Origin of the sequence: Sphingopyxis sp. BSN-002 (assembly GCF_022024275.1) — a bacterium.
Lineage (GTDB): Bacteria > Pseudomonadota > Alphaproteobacteria > Sphingomonadales > Sphingomonadaceae > Sphingopyxis.
The window spans coordinates 637,667-653,980 of record NZ_CP091804.1; the positions used below are offsets into that span (position 1 = coordinate 637,667).

At 65.4% G+C, this 16,314-nt stretch carries 13 protein-coding genes and 1 tRNA gene; 8 read left to right on the forward strand and 6 right to left on the reverse strand.

Going from position 1 to position 16,314, the window contains the following annotated elements; translation table 11 throughout:
* Positions 1-1,821 (reverse strand): DNA mismatch repair endonuclease MutL, encoded by a 1,821-nt coding sequence (gene mutL / locus L7H23_RS03285; RefSeq protein ID WP_237837937.1) that lies wholly within the window; start codon positions 1,819-1,821, stop codon positions 1-3.
* 198 nt (positions 1,822-2,019) lie between these two features.
* Between mutL and L7H23_RS03290 the strand changes: the two genes are divergently transcribed.
* The 6 genes from L7H23_RS03290 (at position 2,020) to L7H23_RS03315 (ending at position 7,716) form a co-directional block, all read left to right on the forward strand.
* A complete protein-coding gene (locus L7H23_RS03290; protein WP_237837938.1) occupies positions 2,020-3,066 on the forward strand; it encodes a rod shape-determining protein in 1,047 nt (348 codons plus the stop codon).
* A 17-nt stretch (positions 3,067-3,083) separates the two neighbouring features.
* Complete coding sequence (mreC, locus tag L7H23_RS03295; protein WP_237837939.1) at positions 3,084-3,989, forward strand: rod shape-determining protein MreC; 906 nt, start codon at positions 3,084-3,086, stop codon at positions 3,987-3,989.
* Positions 3,986-4,507 carry a rod shape-determining protein MreD gene (mreD, locus tag L7H23_RS03300; RefSeq protein WP_237837940.1) on the forward strand — a complete coding sequence of 174 codons (522 nt, stop codon included), beginning with the start codon at positions 3,986-3,988 and terminating at the stop codon, positions 4,505-4,507. Before mreC ends, mreD begins: the two co-directional genes overlap by 4 nt.
* An 11-nt stretch (positions 4,508-4,518) precedes the next feature.
* Complete coding sequence (gene mrdA, locus L7H23_RS03305) at positions 4,519-6,426, forward strand: penicillin-binding protein 2 (RefSeq protein ID WP_237837941.1); 1,908 nt, start codon at positions 4,519-4,521, stop codon at positions 6,424-6,426.
* Complete coding sequence (gene rodA, locus L7H23_RS03310; RefSeq protein WP_237837942.1) at positions 6,423-7,529, forward strand: rod shape-determining protein RodA; 1,107 nt, start codon at positions 6,423-6,425, stop codon at positions 7,527-7,529. The genes mrdA and rodA overlap by 4 nt, the downstream gene beginning before the upstream one ends.
* Positions 7,530-7,640: 111 nt before the next feature.
* A tRNA-Lys gene (locus L7H23_RS03315) sits at positions 7,641-7,716 on the forward strand.
* A 78-nt stretch (positions 7,717-7,794) separates the two neighbouring features.
* On the opposite strand, the gene L7H23_RS03320 is transcribed toward L7H23_RS03315, so the two are convergent.
* Genes L7H23_RS03320 through L7H23_RS03335 form a run of 4 tightly spaced genes read right to left on the reverse strand, consistent with a single transcriptional unit; the run spans position 7,795 to position 12,950 of the window.
* The gene (locus tag L7H23_RS03320) at positions 7,795-8,439 is read right to left on the reverse strand and encodes a class II aldolase/adducin family protein (RefSeq protein ID WP_237837943.1); all 645 of its coding nucleotides are present in this window, start codon (positions 8,437-8,439) and stop codon (positions 7,795-7,797) included.
* Positions 8,436-9,386 carry a sugar kinase gene (locus L7H23_RS03325; RefSeq protein WP_237837944.1) on the reverse strand — a complete coding sequence of 317 codons (951 nt, stop codon included), beginning with the start codon at positions 9,384-9,386 and terminating at the stop codon, positions 8,436-8,438. The genes L7H23_RS03320 and L7H23_RS03325 overlap by 4 nt, the downstream gene beginning before the upstream one ends.
* A gap of 2 nt (positions 9,387-9,388) precedes the next feature.
* Positions 9,389-10,669 carry an aminotransferase class III-fold pyridoxal phosphate-dependent enzyme gene (locus tag L7H23_RS03330; protein ID WP_237837945.1) on the reverse strand — a complete coding sequence of 427 codons (1,281 nt, stop codon included), beginning with the start codon at positions 10,667-10,669 and terminating at the stop codon, positions 9,389-9,391.
* Positions 10,670-10,727: 58 nt separating this feature from the next.
* Positions 10,728-12,950 carry a TonB-dependent receptor gene (locus L7H23_RS03335; RefSeq protein ID WP_237837946.1) on the reverse strand — a complete coding sequence of 741 codons (2,223 nt, stop codon included), beginning with the start codon at positions 12,948-12,950 and terminating at the stop codon, positions 10,728-10,730.
* 153 nt (positions 12,951-13,103) lie between these two features.
* On the opposite strand from L7H23_RS03335, the gene L7H23_RS03340 reads away from it, so the two are divergent.
* Together L7H23_RS03340 and L7H23_RS03345 are read left to right on the forward strand one after the other, a co-directional pair.
* Positions 13,104-13,763, forward strand: coding sequence for a TetR/AcrR family transcriptional regulator (locus L7H23_RS03340; protein ID WP_237837947.1), 660 nt, complete (start codon positions 13,104-13,106; stop codon positions 13,761-13,763).
* Entirely contained in the window at positions 13,760-14,923 is a 1,164-nt protein-coding gene (locus tag L7H23_RS03345; RefSeq protein WP_237837948.1) for an MFS transporter, read from the forward strand. Before L7H23_RS03340 ends, L7H23_RS03345 begins: the two co-directional genes overlap by 4 nt.
* Before the next feature lie 25 nt (positions 14,924-14,948).
* Here the strand turns inward: L7H23_RS03345 and L7H23_RS03350 are convergent, their stop codons facing one another.
* The gene (locus tag L7H23_RS03350) at positions 14,949-16,187 is read right to left on the reverse strand and encodes a TetR family transcriptional regulator (protein WP_237837949.1); all 1,239 of its coding nucleotides are present in this window, start codon (positions 16,185-16,187) and stop codon (positions 14,949-14,951) included.
* Positions 16,188-16,314: the final 127 nt, after the last annotated feature.

The window sequence follows — 16,314 nt, forward strand, 5'->3', positions numbered from 1 at the left end:
CTATTTCCTCCCGAACAATTTCTCGACGTCGTCCATCGCAAGCTTCACCCAGGTCGGACGGCCGTGGTTGCACTGACCCGAATGCGGCGTCACTTCCATCTGGCGGAGCAGCGCGTTCATTTCGGGCACGCTCAGCGTTCGCCCCGCCCGCACCGAACCATGGCAAGCCATCGTCGCCGCGACAAGTTCGAGTTTCTCGTTCAATCCCAGCGCCGCGTCATAACCGGCCAGATCGTCGGCGATATCGGTGACGAGCTTGTGGCAGTCGATCGCGCCGAGCATCGCCGGGGTGGCGCGCACCATCACCGCGGCAGGGCCAAAGCGTTCGAGTTCGACGCCAAGCGTCGCAAGCTGACCCGACGCCGCCTCCAGCCGGTCGCATGCGGGCTCGTCGAGTTCGACGACCTCGGGAAGCAGCAGCCCCTGCGACGGCACCGCGCGCCCGGCCATCCCGTGGCGCAGTTGTTCGAGCACGAGCCGCTCATGCGCGGCGTGCTGGTCGACGATGACGAGACCGTCCTCGGCCTCGGCAACGATATAGGTTTTCGCGATCTGTCCGCGCGCGATGCCGAGCGGATGATCGTCGGCCTCAGGCGGCGGCAGGGTCGCGACTTCGGCGCGGCCCGCGAGCGGGGCTGGTGCATGAGCGCTGGCGAACGGCACAAGCCGGTCATAGACGCGCGCGACGTCATCGGACGGCGGCGGCAGGTCGGTGCCGAACAGATGCACCGCGGGTTCGGTCCGGCGTCCGAACAGGAAGCCCGTTGCCGGCTCGGGCGCGACCGGTTCCTGCTGCCAAGCCGCGAGCGCGGCCTCGGCGGGGCGCTGCACGCTGCGGAAGCCATGCTCGTCGAGCGCGCGGCGGAGGCCGCCGACAATCATCCCGCGAATGAGCTGCGGGTCGCGAAAACGCACTTCGGTCTTTGCCGGATGGACGTTCACATCGACTTCGCTGGTCGGGATATCGAGGAAGAGCGCCACGACCGGGTGGCGGTCACGCGCAAGCAGGTCGGCATAGGCGCCGCGCAGCGCACCGACGAGGAGCCGGTCCTTTACCGGGCGTCCGTTGACGAACAGATATTGATGATCGGCGATGCCGCGATTGTAGGTCGGCAGGCTGATCACACCGCCCAGATGCACGTCGCCGCGGTCGAGATCGACCCCGATGCTGTTTGCGACGAGTTCGCGCTGGGTCAGCGCCGCGACGCGCGCGAGGCGGTCCTGACCGCCCTGCACGTCGAGGACGCGGCGTCCGTCATGCTCGACGGCGAAGGCGACGTCGGGCCGCGACATCGCGAGCCGCTTCACCACATCGAGGCAGGCGGCATATTCGCTGCGTCCGCTGCGGAGGAACTTGCGGCGTGCCGGCACGCGAGCGAACAGATCCTCGACCAGCACGCGCGTGCCCTTCGCCAGCGCAGCCGGTCCTTCGGCAACCACCGTGCCATTGTCCACGACCCGCTTCCACCCGTCGCCGCCGGCGACGCGGCTCTCCAGCGTCAGGCGTGCGACGCTGGCGATCGAGGGCAAGGCCTCGCCCCGAAAGCCCATCGTCGTGACGTCCTCGATCGCATCGGTCGGCAGCTTCGACGTCGCATGGCGTTCGAGCGCCAGCGCCATGTCGGCGCCGGTCATTCCGCACCCGTCATCCTCGACCTCGAGCCGCGAAATCCCGCCCTCGGCGATTCGCACCGAAATGCGAGTCGCACCGGCGTCGATGGCGTTTTCAACCAGTTCTTTCAGCGCCGCGGCGGGTCTTTCGACCACTTCACCGGCCGCGATCCGATTTACGAGCTTTTCGGGCAGGCGACGTATTGACATGGGGCCTCTCCTAGCGCAGTCGGACGCAAATCGCGACCCACCCGCACAGCCTGATCATTTTGTCCAGCCAGCCCCCGTGGAAGAGCCGGAATCTCCCCCTGATTGATGCTGTCGCCGGACTGGCGCGCGGGAGCAATCACGATAGGGGCACGGGGCCGTTTCGGGGGCCGAGGGCGCCGATGACAGGAAGCAGTATAGATGTCCTTCTTTTCTCGCTGGCTTAAATTCAATTCCCAAGACATGGCGATCGACCTCGGCACCGCGAACACCGTGGTCTATGTGCGCGGCAAGGGCATCGTGCTCAACGAGCCTTCGGTGGTCGCGGTCGAAACGCTGAACGGCATCAAGCGGGTCAAGGCGGTCGGCGACGACGCGAAGCTGATGATGGGCAAGACCCCCGACAGCATCGAGGCGATCCGTCCGCTGCGCGACGGCGTCATCGCCGACATCGACGTCGCCGAACAGATGATCAAGCACTTCATCACCAAGGTGCATGGCGGCAAGCCCAACGCGTTCCGTAGCCCCGAAATCGTGATCTGCGTGCCCTCGGGATCGACCAGCGTCGAACGCCGCGCGATCCGCGACGCCGCGTCGAACGCAGGCGCCAGCGAAGTGTGGCTGATCGAGGAACCGATGGCCGCCGCGATCGGCGCCGACATGCCCGTCACCGAACCGATCGGTTCGATGGTCGTCGACATCGGCGGCGGCACGACCGAAGTCGCGGTGCTCTCGCTCCGCGGCCTCGCCTATACCACCTCGGTTCGCGCCGGCGGCGACAAGATGGACGAAGCGATCGTCAGCTATGTCCGCCGACACCACAACCTGCTGATCGGCGAATCGACCGCCGAGCGGATCAAGAAGGATTTCGGCATTGCACGCGTTCCCGCCGACGGGACCGGCCTGACGATCCACATCAAGGGCCGCGACCTCGTCAACGGCGTGCCCAAGGAAATCTCGATCAACCAGGCGCAAATCGCCGAAGCGCTGTCCGAACCGATCGGCACGATCGTCGAGGGCGTCCGCATCGCGCTTGAAAACACCGCGCCCGAACTCGCGGCCGACATCGTCGACCAGGGTATCGTGCTGACCGGCGGCGGCGCGCTGATCGCCGAGCTCGACGAACTGCTGCGCGATGCAACCGGACTGCCCGTCACGGTCGCTGAAGACCCGCTGACCTGCGTCGCGATCGGCACCGGCCGCGCGATGGAGGATCCGGCCTTCCGCGGCGTGTTGCAGCAGGCCTGATCGAAGGCTTCTGAACCATGGTCCGCCCGGCACATCGGCGTCCGGGGCAATCCCGAAAGGCCCAGTACAGCCTGTTCGTTGCCTATGTCATCGCGGTGACAGGGGCGGTGGCGGGCCTGTTGCTGGCCGTGCTTTCGGTCGTCGATCCCGTGGGCTTTGCCCAGCTCCGCATCGCCAGCCACGAGGTGACCGCGCCGGTGGCGCGCGCCACCCGTTCGGCGATCGGCTCGATCTCGGGCATCGATGACGCGGTGTCGGCCTATGTCGGCGCCGGATCGCAGAACCGCCGGCTGCGCAAGGAGCTGGCCGAAACGCGGCGCCAGCTCGTCGCGACCAGTTCGCTGCAGGAAGAAAACCGGCAACTCAAGGCGCTGCTGAAGCTGCAGGAAACCGACAAGACGGCGATCGCCAACGGCTATCTGCTGACGTCGACCTCGACGAGCAGCAAGCGCATCGCGCTGCTCAGCATCGGCAGGAACCTCGGCGTCGCATCGGGGCAGCCGGTCCGCGGTGCCGACGGGCTGATCGGGCGCATATTGGGTTCGGGCCCCTCGGTATCGCAGGTGCTCCTGATCACCGACATCGACAATATCGTCCCGGTCCGCCGTGCGCGTGATGGCCTGCCTGCCCTCGCCTATGGCCGCGGCAACGGCGACCTCGATATCCGCACGCTCAACATCGCGAACAATCCGTTCAAGCCCGGCGACATCCTAGTCACGTCGGGAACCGGCGGTCTCTATCCGCCGAATATTCCGGTCGCGATCGTCATTCGCCGGCAGGACGATGGCGCGCTCGCCCGCCCGCTCGCCGATCCGGCAAAGGTCGATGCGGTATCGGTGCTGCGTCCCTACACGCCCGAAAATGCCGAAGCGCAGCTCGCGCCGGCGCCCGACGCCATACCCGAGGTTCCGAAGGCACCATGAACCAGAAAGGGCCGCGCCTCGGCGAACCGGCATCGCTCTGGCGGATGCGCCTCGTGCCGATCATCAGCGTCATGCTCGCCTCGGCGCTGCCGCTGATGTTGCCACTCGTCGCAAGCTCGCCGGTCGTGCCGCCGCTCGGCCTGCTCTTCTTTCTCTGCTGGCAGTTGCTGCGTACCGAAATGTGGCCGGTGTGGATCGGCCTGCCGCTCGGCCTGTGGGACGATCTGTTTAGCGGCGCGCCGATCGGGACCGCGGTTTTCCTGTGGACCGCCGCCAGCATCGCGATCGCCTATATCTCGCAGCGCATCTACTGGCGGGGTTTTTTCCACGACTGGGCGATTGGCGCTTTACTTGTCGCGATCATTCAGGCTCTCGCCGCGCTGCTCACGCATCCGCACGCCGCGACGGGACGCGTTCTGGGGCTCGTCGCGCCGCAGATCGTCGTCTCCGTCCTCCTTGTCCCGCTCTTCCTTCGTCTGACGGGGAAGTTTGACAATTTCCGCCTGAAACGCCGATAAAACGCCCCCAGATGTTCGGTAAGAAAGCCCCCCCCATTACCGAAGCCTGGCGCGGCTTCACCTTTACGCGGCGCGCACTCGTCGTCGGCGGCGCGCAGGCGGCGGTGGGCGTCGCGCTCGCGGCGCGCATGGCCTATATCTCGGTCATCGACAATGAACGCTATGTCCTTGAATCGGAAAGCAACCGCGTCAACCTGACGCTCGTTCCCCCGCGCCGCGGCTGGATCGTCGACCGGCATGGCAAGGCGCTCGCGAACAACCGCGTATCGTTGCGCGTCGACATCATCCCCGACCGCCTGCACAACAAGGACAATGTCCTCGCACAGTTGCGTACCCTGCTCCGCCTCGACAATGACGCGATGGAACGCATCGAGCGCGACCTGAAGGCCGCATCGGGTTTCCAGCCGGTCGCCGTCGCCGAGGATATGACCGAGCAGGAATATAGCTCGATCCTCGTCCACCTGCCCGAACTGCCCGGTATCGCGCCGCAGCGCGGCTTTGCGCGCAACTATCCGACCGGCGCGGCCGTCGGCCATCTGATCGGCTATGTCGGCGCGCCGACCGCCGAGGAATATGAGAAGGTCAAGGACCCGCTCTACATCACCCCCGGCTACAAGACCGGCAAGGACGGGCTCGAGAAATATTTCCAGGAAATGCTGCGCGGCAAACCCGGCGCCAAGCGCGTCGAGGTCACCGCGCGCGGCAAGGTGGTACGCGAACTTTCGACCCAGCCCGATACACAGGGCAAGACCGTCCACCTGACGATCGACGCCGACCTGCAGGACTATGTCGCGCGGCGCATGGGCCCCGAGTCCGGCGCCGCGGTCGTGATCGACACGCTGACGGGCGACATCCTCGCCTTCGTGTCGATGCCGAGCTTCGATCCGAACAGCTTTTCGGACGGCATCAGCAATTCGGAATATAGCTGGCTGCGCGCCGACGATCACCAGCCGCTGATCAACAAGGCGACGCGCGGCCTCTATCCGCCGGGATCGACATTGAAGCCGATGGCGGCGATCGCAGCGATCGAGCATGGCATCGACCCCAGCGAGCGGCACACCTGCATCGGCGGCTACCGCCTCGGCAGCCGCTTCTTCCGCTGCCTCGGCACCCACGGCAGTCTCGACATGCCGCACGCGATCATGAAGAGCTGCAACAGCTATTTCTACTGGGTCGCGCACCGGCTGGGTTACGACGCGATCGCGCCGACCGCGAAGATGATGGGCCTCGGCGAGGAATTCCAGCTGGCGGGCAGCAATCAGCGGTTCGGCACCATTCCCGACAGCGCTTGGAAGATGAAGAAATATGACCAGCCATGGTCAGCCTCGGATTCGCTGAACGCAGTCATCGGTCAGGGCTATGTCAGCGTGAACCCGCTCCAGCTCGCGGTCATGGCATCGCGTATCGCGTCGGGCCGCAGCCTCTATCCGCGGCTCGTCAACCGGCATTTCAAGAACGATCCCCTGCCCTTCTCTGCCGAGGCCTTCGCCACCGCCCGCCTGGGTATGGACCTGGTCGTCAATGGTCCCGGCGGTACGGCCGGACGCAGCAAATTGCCGCTCGACGGGATCGCGATGGCGGGCAAGACCGGCACCGCGCAGGTGCGCGGCCTCAACACCGGTAACGGCAAGGGCGGGACCTGGCGCTTCCGCGACCACGGCCTCTTCATCGGCTTCGCCCCGGTCGACAATCCCCGCTACGCCATATCGGTCATCATCGAGCATGGCATGGGCGGCAGCCGCGCCGCAGCGCCGGTCGCCAAGGACGTCTTCACCTTCATCTACGACCGCGAAAAGGGCATGGAGGCGCTCGAAGCCTTCGAGGCGGGCTGGGGCGGCACGATCAAGGACCGCATGGACCGCAGCTATGCCGCGTGGAAAGCCGGCATCGCGGCACCCGATCCGGGGCTGGCGCAATGATCCCGGTTCCACCCGCCATCCAGCGCTTCCCGTGGAAGCTCATGGCGCTGCTCGGCGCGATCTGCGGCTTCGGCCTGCTCGTCCTCTATTCGGCGGCGGGCGGCAGCTGGTCGCCGTGGGCGTGGCAGCAAGGCGTGCGCTTCCTCGTCTTCCTCGGCGTCGCGCTCGTCATCGGGCGCTTCCCGCTCCGGATCTTCGAGGACTTCGCCTATCTCGGCTATATCGCGGTGCTCGTCCTGCTCATGGCGGTCGAACTTCTCGGCTTCGTCGGCGGTGGGAGTCAGCGATGGCTCAACCTCGGCTTCATGAACCTCCAGCCGTCCGAGCTCATGAAGGTCGCTATCGTGCTCGCGCTCGCGCGCTTCTACACCCAGCTTCCGCCCGGCAACACGCGCACCTTTACCGCGCTCTGGCCGGCTTTGGTCGCGATCGGTTTTCCCGCTGCGCTCGTGATGCTCCAGCCCGACCTCGGCACCGCGCTCGCGATCTGCATCGGCGGCGTGGTCGTGATGTTCGTCGCCGGTCTCCCCTTCTGGTGGTTTGGCAGCGCCGCCGCGGCGGGCGCCGCGGCACTCCCCGTGCTCTTCTCGATGCTCCACGATTACCAGCAGAAGCGCGTGCTGATCTTCCTCGATCCCGAAAGCGACCCTCTCGGCGCCGGCTATCATATCAGCCAGTCGAAGATCGCGATCGGATCGGGCGGCATCGGCGGCAAGGGCTTCCTCAACGGATCGCAAAGCCACCTCGATTATCTCCCCGAAGGCCACACCGACTTCATCTTCGCGACGATGGCCGAGGAATGGGGCCTGATCGGCGGGCTCGGCTTGCTGCTTGCCTTCTTCCTGCTGCTGCGCTGGGGCACGCGCGTCGCGATCCGGGCGCGGACGCGCTTTGGCCAGCTCACCGCGGCGGGCCTGACGATGACGATCTTCTTCTATATCGCGATCAACCTGTCGATGGTGATGGGGATGGCCCCCGTCGTGGGCATCCCGTTGCCGCTCTTCTCCTACGGCGGGTCGTCGATGCTGACGATCATGACCTGCGTCGGCATCATTTTGGCGATCGAGAACGACAGCAAAACGGGCACGCGCCGCTTTCATTGATAAAAATTTCGATTTGGCCATTGCCAAGGCCAAAGCACCATGATAGCGGGCCGCTCTCTTCGCGAGACAGGGAGTTTTTCCGGCCTCGCAAAGACTGCCGAAATGGCACGTGGACGCATAGCTCAGTTGGTAGAGCAGCTGACTCTTAATCAGCGGGTCCTAGGTTCGAGCCCTAGTGCGTCCACCATTTCCTTGCGATGATCAACTAATATGACCGCAGCGTGCGGACAGGTTTCAATCGTGGTCCGGAGTGGCCCGATCGACGCTATGCGTCGCGTTGGCCATATTGCCTGAAGGCGCCGATGATCCGCTCCATCTCGGCGCTATCAAGCAGCTTGGGACCCCCTATTGCCAGGGTTCCGCAATAGACTGCCGCCTGCTCCTCGATTTCCTCGGCGATCGCCATGGCGACCGAAAGTCTGGGACCCAGCGCGATCAGACCGTGGTTCGCCATCAGGCAGGCGAGACGACCGTCGAGCGTCCGCACAACGCCCTGAGCAAGTTCCTCGCTGCCGAATGTCGCGTAGGGCGCGACCGGAACGCTGGCTCCGCCGCTGACCGCAACCATATAATGAAGCGGCGGGATTTCGAGGTGCGCGCACGCGAGGATGGTCGAATGGCGGGCGTGACAATGGACGATCGCATTCACGTCGGGCCGGCCCCTGTATACGCCCATGTGCATCTGCCATTCGCTCGACGGACGGGCGGAGCCGGCCGATGTGGTCCCGTCGCCGTCGACAAAGACCATGAGGTCGGGGGTCAGACTGTCGGGCGTTACGCCCGAAGGCGTGACGAACATGCCGGCCGCGAAACGGACCGAGAGATTGCCCGATGTCCCGCGATTGAGGCCGCGCGCATCAAGCGCCCGCATGCCGTCCACCAACTGCCGCCGCGCTTCCTCTTCGGTCATCCCGCTTCTCCCCTCCCCGGCGCATCACGCATGAATTCCAGCGTCCGGTCATAGCTTTCCAGCTTGCCCAGCGTTCCCACGGCGAGCGCGACCTGTGCGGCGGTCGCGACGCCGATGCGCAGCGCTTCGGCGGGATCGAGGCCGCGTGCGCGCCCGGCGATATAGCCCGCACACAGGCTGTCGCCGCAACTGGTCGTATCGACGGGTTCGATCCTGTGCGCGGGCACATGGATCTGCCGGTCGGGCAGGACGAGCAGCGCCCCCTCGCTGCCCATCTTGATCAGGCAACCGCCCGCTCCCCGTGCCATGAAGCGCCGCGCGCCTTCGACGGGGTCGCCGGTTGCAGCCAGAGCGCGCACTTCCGCAAGGCTCGGCATGAACAGGTCGACATGCGGCAAAAGGAGATCGAGATCGGCCTGCGCTGCATCCGACGGCGCGATCAGGTCGCACGATGTGAAAACGCCGCGCGCGCGCGCCTCGCGCAGCAGGTCGGCGCCCTTCCCGGCTGCACCCGGAAAGCCCACACCGCCCCAGTGGACGGCGGCGGTGCGGGCCAGTGCGGCAAAGACCGCATCGGTAACGGGAGCAAAGATGCTCGCGCCCAGCATGTGCCAGTTCGGACGCTCGCCGTCCGGACGGATCGGCAGGACCGTGGTCGACGTTGGCCTGTCCGGATCGATCGAAAGCAGGCTTGTATCCACACCGGCCGCATCGAACATCGACCGGACGATCTGTCCCTGCGGATCGTCGCCGACCGCCGAGGCGACCCCCGCTCGCAGGCCGAGCTTCTGCGCCACGAGCGCGGTTCCGCCGGCGGTTCCGGCAGGAGAGAGGACGATCTTCTCGACCAGCTCGCCGTTCCCCCCTTCCGGCAGTGACGCTACCGGATGGACGGTGATGTCGATCGTCGTGAGGCCGATCGCGAGCAGGTCGAGCGGCTGATCCACGATCAGGCGTGCTCCGCCTGCGCGGCCGCGAGCATCACGAGGATCGGATGCGGCTCCAGCGTCGCGCGACGCTGCGCAACCGCGGCGAACGCCTCGTCAGCGACGGCGATGGTTCGATCGATATCGGCCTCGGACATCGCGGCGCACAGGAACATGTTATGCCAGGGATGCATGTAGATACCCCGCGCCAGCATCTCCTCGGCCCAGCCGTAACCGACGCGGAAGTCCGGATCGTCGGCGAACATGATCTGCGGCATCTGCACCGGCCCGGTCTGGCGCAGCGTGAAGCCGTTTTTCGTCGCCGCCGCGCCGAGCCCCGAACGCAGCCGCTCGCCGAGCCGGACGCCATGTTCGAGATAGTCGGTCTCGCGGATGATGCGCAGCGTCTCGATCGCGGCGGCCATCGGCACCGCCGACAGCCAGAAAGAACCGGTCGCATAGATCGCGCCCGCCCCGTCACGGCAGCTGTCCGATCCGAGCAGCGCCGAAATCGGATGACCGTTGGCGAAGCATTTGCCCCATGCGCTGAGGTCGGGACGGACACCCAGTTCGCTCCAGCTGCTGCCGCGTGCGAGGCGGAAACCCGCCCGCACTTCGTCGACGATCAGCATTGCGCCTTCCCGGTCGCATAGTTCGCGCGCGCGGCGGGCATAGGCCGGATCGGGCGCTTCCTGGTCGATAAAGGCATCGTGACGGAACGGCGATGCAAAGATCGCGGCGAGATCGTCTCCGGCGGCCGCGACCGCCGCTTCGAGACTGGCGACATCGTTGTACGCATAGGTGCGCACGTGCGCGCGGTCCTCGGCCACGGTGCCCGCAGGGATCGGCGTGCACCATGGCGCGGCGCCGTGATAGGCCCCCTGCGCCACCAGCACGACGCGCTTGCCCGTCTGGGCACGGGCACTGCTCATCGCCATCGTCGTCGCGTCGGTGCCATTCTTGCAGAACATCGCCCAATCGGCATGATCGACCATCGACACCAGCGTTTCGGCGAGTTCCACCATCAACGGCGACGGTCCGGTCAGCGTGTCTCCCAGTGCCGCCTGCGCCTGCGCCGCCGCCTCGACGCGCGCGTCGCGATAGCCGAGCAGGCTGGGGCCATAGGCGCACATATAGTCGAGGTACCGGTTGCCGTCGGCATCCCAGATATAGGCGCCCTCTGCGCGGCTGAAGAATTGCGGAAAACTGTCCGGCAGCATCCGCACCGATTCATGGCCGTACATGCCGTTCGGAATGACTCTGAGCGCGCGTGCGCGCAGCGCCGCGTCCTGCGTCCTGTTCATGTCGATCTCGCTTGCTATGCCCCGGCGCGCCGCCCGTGCGGAACGCCGGGACGGGTTTCTAGAATTTCACGACGGCCTGGATGCCATAGGTCGCGGGGTCGTTGTAATTGATCTGGTCCATCGTCACGACGGGCGAGATATAGGTGATGTAGCGCGTGCCGGTGAAGTTCTTCGCCCACAGGGCCACCTCGAAATTCTCGTCGGGCGACAGCCACGACAGGCGCGCGTTGGCGGTGCCATAGGGCTTCACGCGATTGGCCTGGACATTGTCGGGGGTCAGGAAGACCTCCGACTGGAGGCTGCCGTCGACGCGCAGCCGCAGCGAGCTGTCGCCCGGTAACGGCTGGGTCAGCGAGAAGCCCGCCGAGATTGCGACATCGGGCGCGTTGACGAGCCGGTTACCCGAATAATCGTCGGCGGCGAGCGCCGTGAAATCCTTGTAGCGCGCGTGGAGCAGGCTGGCGTTGACGAAGGCATCGAAATAGCGCGAGGGCCGCGCCTGCAACTCGACTTCGAGGCCATAAAGTTCGGCATTGCCCGCGTTGAGCTTGCGCTGCACCGGTAGCACGCCGGATGTATCGAACACGAAAACCTGCAGGTCGCGATAGTCGTAATAGAAGGCGGCGGCGTTGAAGCGCAGCTTTCTATCGAGCAGGTCGCTCTTGAACCCCGCCTCATAGGCATAGAGTTTTTCGGAACGGAAGGGCTGAAGCTGCGCGGGATCGCTCGACGAACCGCCCGCGAAACCGCCGCTGTTATACCCCTTCGACGACGAGGCATAGAACAGCAGATTGTCGGTCGCCTGGAACGACAGCGCGGCGCGCCACGACAGGTCCTTGAAGGTTTTCGACCCGGTAAAGTCGAGCACCGGGACGGTGATCACGTCGTCGAAGAAGCTGTGGAAATCGAAATCGATGCTGTCGCTCGAATAGCGGAGCCCCCCGGTCAGCGTCAGCCGGTCGGTCAGCTTGACATCGGCCTGCGCGAAGGCCGCCCAGCTCTCGGTTTTCTGCGTGTAGGGATAGGCGAAATTGCCGATCGAATTGACGGGGTCGAGCGTCCCCAGCAGATCGTCGGGATCGCGGAAGACACGCAGGATGTCGAACGCGCTTTCGGTGACCAGCTTGTCATGGAAATAATAGCCGCCGACGATCCAGTTGACGCTATTCTCGCCCTTCGACTGGAGGCGGATTTCCTGGCTGAACTGTTGCGGCCGGTCGATATAGGTCGCGGTCAGCACATTGTTCGGGCTGGCGTCGGTATCCTCGATGGTGCTCCGACGGACCTGTTCATAAGCGCTGATCGAGGTCAGCGAGACGCCGCCCATGTCGATGCTGGCAGTCAGCGAGCCGCCGAACACATTGACACGCTCCTGCCCCTCGATGTCATAGTCGCCGGCGTTGAGATCGCCGTCGGTGTCGGCATAGCCAAGGCCGTCGAGCGGCACGCCATCGGCAAAATTCGGATTGCCGGCAAAGTCGACGCCCTGCCCGCGATGCTGGAACTGGCGTGCGCCGCCGCGGTTCTGGCCGCCATGAACGATCGCGCGGATCAGGATATCGGAATTCGGCGTAAAATCGACGATCGCACGGCCCGCCCACATGTCGAGGTCGTTAAGCTTGTTCCCGGTAACGCGGTTAAGCAGCCAGCCGTCGCGGCGCAGATAGGTGCCCGCGACGCGCGCCTTCAACACGTCACCGGCGATCGGACCCCCAACCCCGCCTTCGACCTGTACCTCGTTATAGCGGCCGTATGAAATCGCCGCATTCGCGCTGAATTCGTCCGTCGGCTTACGCGAGGAAAAGCGGATCGCACCGGCCGTGGTGTTGCGTCCGTAAAGCGTCCCCTGCGGTCCCTTCAGCACTTCGATACCGTCGCTGTCGAAGACGTTGAACAATTTGCCCGCGTTCGCGCCGAGAAACACGTCGTCGACATAGACGCCGACCGCACCGGTGGTATTCGAGTTGAAGTCGCCGATGCCAACGCCGCGCAGGAACAGCGAGGTCGTCGTCGCCGATGTACCCGCCTGCGACGACAGGCCCGGGACGAGGATCGCCAGATCGCGAGGGTCGCGGATTCCGACCTCGGTCAGCGCTTCGCCACTGATCGCGGTGATGCTGATCGGAACGTCCTGGATATTCTGTTCACGACGCTGCGCGGTGACGACGATTTCGCCGATGCCGTCGTCGGCGGAGGTGGCGCCATCGCCATCCTGCGCGAAGGCCGTGGCCGGCACGAGCGCCAGCAGCGAGACCGAAAGCATTGCAAATGCGCGTTTCATCGACGTCCCCTTCTCAATATCAGAATATTTTCCGGTTTTGTGATCGAGAATCTGCCGATATGTCAAGAAATTTAAAAATATTGTGCCTAAATTCGGATTTTTGGTTGATTTGTGCGCGGTTTTACCAATGATGCCCCGATGACAGGAGCGCGCATGACGAAGAATGAAACGGTCCGGCCGGAAATACGGCGTCCAGCGCAGAAGCGGAGCCGGGCCCGGTTCGAGGCAATTCTCGACGGCGCCGAGCGCCTGCTCGACACGCTGCCTCCCGCCTCGATCAGCATTCCAGCGATCGCGACCGAGGTCGGCATCTCGCCGCCGTCGATCTATCACTTCTTCCCCGAGCCGCAGCTTGTGTTCAGCGCGCTTGCCGAACGTTATCTCAAGCGTTTCGAGGAGCGCGTACTGACCGACGTTCCCGAAAACATCGAAAGCTGGCAGGATCTGCAGACGCTCCAGTATCGTGCCGCGCAAAAATGGTTCAACGAGCATCCTGCCGCACGGCAGGTCCTGCTCGAAGGCCCCGCTTGGTCGTCCGACATTCGCCTGCAGGATCTCGACAGCAATTTCGTCACGGCCGGGCGGAGCATCGAACTGATGACGCAGATGTTCGTGATGCCCGAGATCCCCGACCTTCACGACCGGCTGGTCGAGGTCATCGTCATCAACGACGCGATCTGGTCGCTGTCGATCCATCGCCACGGTCATATCACCGACGAGATGGAGGAGCAGGCGCGCCGCGCGCGCATTGCCTATTCGCGGACCTTCCTCCCCGAATATCTGCCGCTTCGTGCAAAGGAGCAGCCCGCGTGACCGCCGTCCTGTCGCCGGTCAGCGGCCGGACCCTCGCGCTTTCGATCCTGATCGGCTCGTGCGCGCTGCTCGTGCTCGGCGTGCATCCCGTCCTGCTCGGTGCCCTCGTCCAGGAAGGGCGGCTCGCCGACGCACAGGTCGGCAATCTGGTGACGATCGAGATGCTGGCGATCGTGCCCGGTTCGCTCGCCGGCATCGGGCTCCTCCGGCGCATCGGCGCGCGCTTCATCGCGGTCGGCGCCGGTCTGGCGATGGGAGGAATCAACCTCTTCCTCGTCGGGCAGTCAGGCATGACGATGCTGGCAATGACGCGCGCCGTGGCCGGGTTCAGCGAAGGCGTTCTCGTCGCCATAGCGCTCGTCGCTATTTCACGCGTCGCGCGGGTCGAACGCGCCAGTGCCATCTTCCTCGCCGTCCAGACGCTGATGCAGGCCATCGTGGCGGCAACGCTGCCGGCGGTCACGATCGCCGGATCGCGGGTCGATGCGGCCCTTGCCGCGCTCGCCATCGCGGGGGCGGTCGCCGCACTTGCAGCGCTCGCGCTCCCCGCCGAACTGCGACCGACCGAACCCGACAGCGAGCGCGGTGCGCTGACGCCCGCGAGCCTTGCCGCTCTCAGTTGCGCCGGCCTGTTCCTCGGCGCGATCGTCTCTGTCTGGGGCTATTTCGGGCTGTGGCTGATCCATTACGGTTATCCGCCGACCTTCGAAGGTACAGCGGTCTCGCTCTGCCTCGTGGCGCAGGTCGTCGGCGCGCTTGCGGCCGCGCGTTTCGGCGAACGCCTGCCCAGCCGCCAGACGATCATCGGATGCGCGATCGTCGGCGCCGGACTGGTTGGCGCTTTCTATCTCGCGCGCGGCAGCGCGGGCGCGATCATCGCGGTAAGCCTCGCCTTCGGCTTCGTCTGGCTGTTCACCCTGCCCTTTTTCGCGGGCTGGCTGATCGAGATCGATCCGGCCCGCCGGGCGGTGCTCTATCTGACTGCATTCCAGTTGGGCGGGGCGGCCCTGTTGCCATCGCTCGCGGGTATCGCCGTCGGGGCATGGTCGATCAACGCGGCGCTGATGTTTGCCGGCTGCGCCTTCCTGTTGCTCGCAATGACCGCAAGCCTCTCGACAAGGACGGGGGCAGTGCCGCGGACAGAGACAGCGAACGACTAGTTACCGGTCGCCGAAGTCATGCAGTTCAGCTCGCCCGGAGGCCGTGCAGGAACAGGTTCGACACCTCGAACGCGATCGCGCGATGCGACATCGCGCAATTACGGGGAAGCCAACGCGCAACGAAATTGAAGGTACCTGCGGAGGCCAAAGCGGTGGGCTCCGCCTCGAACGGGCGAAGGGTGGCATCGCGATTGCCCAGCACCATCATCGCGATCGACCGGTCGAGCAGATCGGTCGTCTTGGCGCTGTATCGTTCCTGCTGCGCGGGAGAGAGCTTGTGATAGGCGGCCGCCGACAGCGACATCGGCCCGGCCGGATCGAGCTGCGCCTGGACGTTGAGCGCCAGGCCTGAACGGGACCTCTCAACGCCCGTCGCGAAAGTCTCGGCCCGGTCGAGCAGAATTGCATACAGATCGAACGCGCGCTCGAGACAGGCGGCGACAAGTTCGGCCTTGCTTGCGAAATGATGGTAGACAAGGCCCTTCGTCGCCCCGAGCTCGGCCGCTATATCGTCAAGCGAGACGCCTTCGACGCCCCGCGCGTTGAAGAGCGCCGATGCTGTCGTCACGATCTCTCCCGCCCGATCGGCGGCGGGGGCCGGTGCGAGGCTGGCCCACCCCTCGATCCCTGCCGCCTCCGGGCTCGCCGGCGCGGGACCGGTGGCGACGCCGCTTTCGACGATGGCGCCAAGCTCGGCGGTCAGGCGCCCCGCCTCCGGTTCGGCACCCCGCGCCCACATGTCGCCAAGCGGGGCCCACGCAATCAGGCCCCAGATCGTACGGGCGGCAATCGCCGGATCGCACCGGCGGACCGAACCGTCCGTGATGCCGCGGGCCACAAGGTCCGCCAGCAGGCCGAAGGCCTGATGCTGCCGCGCGCTGATCTCGCGCCTCCCCCCTTCGGGCAGGGCTTCCAGCTCGGCGGCAATGATCGCGTGGCTATGGTCGCGCTCTTGCGAGGCAGCCATGAATTGCAGAACGGCATCGAGCCCCGAACCGCCGCTGCCGGCGGCGCGGTCGAGGTCGCGCACGAGGGGCTCCAGCAGGTGCAGATAGCATTGTCGCGCGAGATCGGTGCGATCCGAACAATAATTGTAGAGGCTCGGACGCGACAGGCCGACCCGCGCCGCGATCGCGATCAGATCCGCTCCGGCAACCCCGCGGGCGCGGAACTCCTGCGCCGCCTCATCAAGCAGCAGGGCGCGTCGCGCTGCTTGCGCAGCGCTGGCGAGCGGTTTTTTCCTGTCTGCCTTCACAGTCACCATGATCCGAGAGTGCCCGCCCCGCGATGGATTGACAAGTCGGTATGAACACACATACCATAATGTCAGAATCATAAACGTAAAAGAATGTGGGAGAGAGATATGGTGAAGCCGGTTTCCGCGCGCCTTG

Excerpts from the sequence above, each read along its gene's own strand:
- rodA (WP_237837942.1), top strand. The coding sequence starts at position 6,423 with ATGATCCCGGTTCCACCCGCCATCCAGCGCTTCCCGTGGAAGCTCATG.
- mrdA (WP_237837941.1), top strand. The coding sequence starts at position 4,519 with ATGTTCGGTAAGAAAGCCCCCCCCATTACCGAAGCCTGGCGCGGCTTC.
- L7H23_RS03350 (WP_237837949.1), bottom strand. The coding sequence starts at position 16,187 with ATGGTGACTGTGAAGGCAGACAGGAAAAAACCGCTCGCCAGCGCTGCG.
- mreD (WP_237837940.1), top strand. The coding sequence starts at position 3,986 with ATGAACCAGAAAGGGCCGCGCCTCGGCGAACCGGCATCGCTCTGGCGG.
- mreC (WP_237837939.1), top strand. The coding sequence starts at position 3,084 with ATGGTCCGCCCGGCACATCGGCGTCCGGGGCAATCCCGAAAGGCCCAG.
- mutL (WP_237837937.1), bottom strand. The coding sequence starts at position 1,821 with ATGTCAATACGTCGCCTGCCCGAAAAGCTCGTAAATCGGATCGCGGCC.
- L7H23_RS03290 (WP_237837938.1), top strand. The coding sequence starts at position 2,020 with ATGTCCTTCTTTTCTCGCTGGCTTAAATTCAATTCCCAAGACATGGCG.
- L7H23_RS03335 (WP_237837946.1), bottom strand. The coding sequence starts at position 12,950 with ATGAAACGCGCATTTGCAATGCTTTCGGTCTCGCTGCTGGCGCTCGTG.
- L7H23_RS03340 (WP_237837947.1), top strand. The coding sequence starts at position 13,104 with ATGACGAAGAATGAAACGGTCCGGCCGGAAATACGGCGTCCAGCGCAG.
- L7H23_RS03320 (WP_237837943.1), bottom strand. The coding sequence starts at position 8,439 with ATGACCGAAGAGGAAGCGCGGCGGCAGTTGGTGGACGGCATGCGGGCG.
- L7H23_RS03330 (WP_237837945.1), bottom strand. The coding sequence starts at position 10,669 with ATGAACAGGACGCAGGACGCGGCGCTGCGCGCACGCGCGCTCAGAGTC.